This window comes from Haemophilus sp. HMSC71H05, from assembly GCF_001838635.1.
GTDB classification, from domain to species: domain Bacteria; phylum Pseudomonadota; class Gammaproteobacteria; order Enterobacterales; family Pasteurellaceae; genus Haemophilus_D; species Haemophilus_D parainfluenzae_R.
Genome location: NZ_KV838027.1, coordinates 1 through 4,965 on the forward strand (window position 1 = coordinate 1; position 4,965 = coordinate 4,965).

Sequence of the window (4,965 nt, forward strand, 5' to 3'; positions counted from 1 at the left end):
TAACAAGTTAGATTAAGAAGGCGTATCGAAAGATACGCCTTTTTGTTTTTTATCAATGAATGTTGTTTTTATAATAGAAAGTGCAGTCAAAAATTGTATCGTTTTGGTATGATACAGACTCATTTTTTATACGGGTGTTTTTATGCAACAACTACCATTTAAAGCCGTTGTCTCTGATCTTGATGGCACGCTACTTAATACCAATCATGTAATTGGTGAGTTTACTATTGATGTATTGAATAAATTAGAACAAAAAGGTGTAGATATTATTTTAGCAACGGGACGTAATCATACAGATGTTGCTTCTATTTTAGGTAAGATTGGAGCGGAGCATGCCCTAATGATCACTTCCAATGGCGCACGAGTGCGTGATCTAAAAGGTAATCTTATTTATAGCAATAGTCTTCTAGAGGAAATCGTACTTGAGTTGTATAAAATCCCTTTTGATCGTACCAAGATTTGTATCAATACTTATCAAGATGATGGTTGGTTTATCAATACAGATGTACCTGAATTAGCAAAATATCATAAGGATTCAGGTTTTATGTACGAAGTGGTCGATTTTACAAAGCATCATGGAAGAGGAACTGAAAAAGTATTTTTTATTGCTCATGAGCCTAAAGATCTAATAGAACTAGAAGATTATCTTAGAACACATTTCGGGGATAAAACCACAATTGTTTATTCTGCGGTAACTTGCTTAGAGGTGATGAACAAAAATGTATCGAAAGGTGATGCATTAGCTCATCTATTAGAAAATAGAAATTATGGATTAAAAGATTGTATTGCTTTTGGCGATGGCCAGAATGATGTTGAAATGCTTTCTTGGGTTGGTAAAGGTTATGTGATGGCAAATGCTGATTCTCGTTTAAAAGAAGCTTGTCCGGAACTGGAAGAGATCGGGTTCAATAAAGACGAAGCAGTGGCCAAACATTTAGCAGAAATTTTTGGTATTAAATAGATGTTTCAGTCAATTTTTCTGGTTAGTGCCGGTGCGGCAATTGGTGCCTCTTTACGCTGGGGATTAGGTTTATGGCTTAATTCCCTGTTTAGTTCACTTGCATTTGGTACACTTGTGGCTAATTTTATTGGCTGCTTTTTGATGGGAATTTTACTAGCAGCCTTTTGGACCTTCCCTCAATTTAGTCCTGAATGGCGATTATTCTTAGTGACTGGATTTCTTGGTGCGCTCACCACATTTTCCTCTTTTTCAGGCGAAGTGATCGAACTCTTTTTTAAAGAAGAATGGGGCAATGGATTGTTCGTTTTAGTGAGTCATTTAGTTGGTTGCTTAATTTTTACAGTATTAGGGATTTATTTCTTTAGGCTCATCAGTCTTCTATTCCATTTCCGATAAAATCGCTAAATTCTTCAGAATAAAATCCATGAGAAAGCATATATTGCCAAATTTTTTGTTTGCTTTTAATTGGTTGTGGTTCTGAATAATTAGGAAACTTTTTACGTAGAACCTTTTCTGCGATTTCAGTCCAATTAATTTCACTTTCTACAAGGACTTCATTTATGACGTCTGAAGATACACCTTTTAGTTGACGTAATTCTTGTTTAATACGATTTGCACCATATCCACGTTGCGAACGTGCATGTAAATAATTTTCAGTAAATCGTTTATCATTTTGCCAGTTTTTTTTCTGACAGTGAGCTATTGTTTCATCGATCTCATCTTCTGTAAAAGCTTTTTCCTGCATTTTATTGCGTAGTTCAAATTCGCTATATTCACGTCGAGCAAGTAAATTAACAACATAGCTTAAAGCAAGAGAAAACATATAAATTCCTTGTGGTCAAATACGGTTGAAATGAAAAGTGCGGTCAAAATTGACCGCACTTTTAGTGATTAGAAATCGCTTTCTGCATCATCATTAGATTGTTCAATATCAGCCATTAATGCTTGTTCTGGGTTAGCGACTAATTCAGCACGAAGTTTCGCTTCAAGTTCGTCTGATTTTGCAGGGTTTTCATTTAGCCATTTCATCGCATTAGCTTTACCTTGGCCAATTTTTTCACCGTTATATGCATACCATGCACCGGATTTTTCAACAAGTTTGTGTTTAACACCAAGTTCAATTAATTCTCCAGCTTTGGAAATCCCTTCTCCGTAAAGAATTTGGAAATCCACTTGGCGGAAAGGTGCGGCTAATTTGTTTTTAACTACTTTAACACGAGTTTCATTACCAATGACCTCATCTCCATCTTTAACTGAACCAGTACGACGGATATCTAAACGTACAGAAGAGTAGAATTTTAGTGCATTACCACCAGTTGTAGTTTCTGGGTTACCAAACATGACACCAATTTTCATACGAATTTGGTTAATGAAGATAACGAGACAGTTTGCATTTTTGATTTGACCGGTTAATTTACGTAGCGCTTGAGACATTAAACGCGCTTGTAAACCCATGTGTGAATCACCCATTTCACCTTCAATTTCAGCTTTCGGGGTAAGAGCAGCAACAGAGTCCACAATGACCACATCTACAGCACCAGAACGAACTAATGCATCACAAATTTCAAGAGCTTGTTCACCATTGTCAGGTTGGGAAACTAAAAGTTCTTTCACATCAACGCCAAGTTTTGCTGCATAAATAGGATCAAGTGCATGCTCCGCATCGATAAACGCACAGGTTTTACCGACTTTTTGAGCTTGAGCGATAACAGATAAAGTTAAGGTTGTTTTACCAGAAGATTCAGGTCCAAAAATTTCAACAATACGACCCATTGGTAAACCACCAATACCAAGAGCGACATCAAGACCTAAAGAACCCGTTGAAACAGATTCAACATCAAGGGCTTGAGTATCGCCCAATTTCATAATTGAGCCTTTACCGAATTGCTTTTCAATTTGACCAAGTGCTGCCGCGAGTGCTTTTTGCTTTTCTTCTTGAGTTGCCATATAAAACCTTCTTGAATAGAGTTATCTAAATTTGGCTAGATTATATCTGTATTGATGTACAGTATCAAGAGAAAATTTTTTCCTTGATGAAAAAATGTGAACTAGATTCCAAACTTGAGAAATAGTTTATTTAAAATCAAATTCTTAAGTATTTTCTTAGATCTTGAATTTGTGCTTCGAGAATTTTTTCACCCAGTTCATATACAGTTCTTATTTTAGTTTCATCTCGTTCTAATCGACCTATATTGAGTGAGACATTTGGGCGAATCACAAAGATTTTATTTTCTTTTTCTAAGCGAATGATTTCTTCTACTTGTTCATTATAAGTGCGGTAGCGATTTTCTAAGGTTTTAACTAAGTGTGGATATTTGCGATAAAAAAGCTTGAATAAAAAAGAAGAGGATTTTGTTTTACGGTAGTCGATAGGTTGAGTTAAAACAACGATGATTTTATCACAACCGAGCTCTTGTGCTTTTTCAAATGGAATACTATCAGCTATTCCTCCGTCCAGATATTTTCGTCCATTAATTTCCACAAATTGTGAGACGAAAGGCATCGCTGAGGTTGCTCTGAAGTATTCCATTTCTTCGAAAACATTTTTGATTTTGAAATACTCTGCTTTACCATTCTCAATGTTTGTGGCGGCTAAATAGAAATCAATGTGAGATTTCTCAAATTCATTTTGATCAAAAGGGTCGAGATTAAAGGGGAGATCATAGAAAGCGAAATCTTTATTGATAATATTGCCCGTTGTAAAAAGACTATGAAATCCCATGTAACGTTTATCTTTAAGATATTTTAGGTTATATCTCAATGCTCTTTCTTTTTGGTTGGATGCATAATTGATGCCAAATAATGCACCTGCAGAAATGCCAATAATTTTATCTATTTGAATGTTTTGCTCCATGAGGGTATCAAGGACGCCTGCAGTAAACATACCTCTCATGCCGCCACCTTCAAGAACGAGTCCTACTGTCATTTTTACTCCTGGAATTTGAAAAAGTTTTAGTGGAATAAATATTAAACTATAAACTTATTTATATTTATCTTGTTGTTTATCAATAAATAAATTTTACATTTGCGATCTCTCTCACAAATTTGATTTTTTATATTCGTCACACTTAGTTGGTTATGATATAACTACTTTGAGAAGTACTTGTTGGTTTAGTCGTATGTGATTAACCCTTTGATAAGGAGGAGTTTTAAAATGAAAACTCTCATAATCCCAAATGATCATATCAGTAAAGTATGTAATTTGTTAAATCAACTCATTGGAGATGTGACAAGTAAAAATCTATTTACGGGATATGGCCTGTTTCATAAAGAGAAAGATATGTTTGCTGTTTGGACAAACAATAAGATTTACTTGCGTGCAAAACATGAGCTTTCGATAAAGCTAAAAGGATTAGGATGTAAACCTTTTGCAACAAATGAGCTCAATAAACGCTTTGTGCTATCTGATTATTATGCTTTAACTGAAAGTATTTTAAAAGATAATGCTTTAATGAGAAACTTGCTTATTCTTTCTATTAGTCAAATAAGGAAGGAGAAACTTGATTCTGCACTCTCTAAGATTGGCCGAATTCGTGATTTACCGAATTTATCTGTTAAGTATGAACGAGCATTAAAGAAAGTCGGTATTGATAATGTCGATATTTTACGACAAATAGGTGCTGAAAATGTGATTGTTCGTTTGAAGAAAGCGGATATAGGGGCAACGGAGGCTTTTTATTGGCGGCTTCGAGGTGCTTTAGATAATCGTAATTGCGAGTTTTATACTGAAAAAGAGAAAGAAAGAGGGCTAAGTAAACTTAATGAAATACTTTCTGCAAATGGGTTTAGACGTTGTAAGCGGACCTTAAAAAAGGTTGAATAGCATTCATATAAAGGAGTTAACGTTTAAAAAATCATCTATCGAAGAAATTTCTTAAAAAAGTGCTTGCGTGGATTTCAAAAATCCCTATAATGCACTCCACACAACGACGCGCTGTTGTGAAGCTTTAACAAAACCAGTGCGTCGTTGTTTTTTGCTCTTTAACAATATATCAGACAATCTG

At 35.0% G+C, this 4,965-nt stretch carries 6 protein-coding genes; 3 read left to right on the top strand and 3 right to left on the bottom strand.

Annotated features, from left to right (window positions below; all coding sequences use genetic code 11):
- The first annotated feature begins 142 nt into the window (after positions 1-142).
- Together HMPREF3279_RS03850 and crcB are read left to right on the top strand one after the other, a co-directional pair.
- Complete coding sequence (locus HMPREF3279_RS03850; RefSeq protein WP_070868140.1) at positions 143-961, top strand: Cof-type HAD-IIB family hydrolase; 819 nt, start codon at positions 143-145, stop codon at positions 959-961.
- On the top strand, positions 962-1,357 hold the full coding sequence (gene crcB, locus HMPREF3279_RS03855) for a fluoride efflux transporter CrcB (RefSeq protein ID WP_049369600.1): 396 nt from the start codon (positions 962-964) through the stop codon (positions 1,355-1,357).
- Here the strand turns inward: crcB and recX are convergent.
- From recX to HMPREF3279_RS03870, 3 genes are all read right to left on the bottom strand, one after another.
- Positions 1,332-1,784 (bottom strand): recombination regulator RecX, encoded by a 453-nt coding sequence (gene recX, locus HMPREF3279_RS03860; protein WP_070868141.1) that lies wholly within the window; start codon positions 1,782-1,784, stop codon positions 1,332-1,334. The two genes, crcB and recX, sit on opposite strands and share 26 nt — an antisense overlap.
- Positions 1,785-1,852: 68 nt before the next feature.
- On the bottom strand, positions 1,853-2,908 hold the full coding sequence (gene recA / locus HMPREF3279_RS03865; RefSeq protein ID WP_049369596.1) for a recombinase RecA: 1,056 nt from the start codon (positions 2,906-2,908) through the stop codon (positions 1,853-1,855).
- Between the two features lie 136 nt (positions 2,909-3,044).
- Positions 3,045-3,887, bottom strand: a complete 843-nt coding sequence (locus HMPREF3279_RS03870) for a patatin-like phospholipase family protein (RefSeq protein WP_070868142.1) — start codon at positions 3,885-3,887, stop codon at positions 3,045-3,047.
- A 228-nt stretch (positions 3,888-4,115) separates the two neighbouring features.
- On the opposite strand from HMPREF3279_RS03870, the gene HMPREF3279_RS03875 reads away from it, so the two are divergent.
- Positions 4,116-4,784 carry a TfoX/Sxy family DNA transformation protein gene (locus HMPREF3279_RS03875; protein WP_083327164.1) on the top strand — a complete coding sequence of 223 codons (669 nt, stop codon included), beginning with the start codon at positions 4,116-4,118 and terminating at the stop codon, positions 4,782-4,784.
- Positions 4,785-4,965 lie beyond the last annotated feature (181 nt).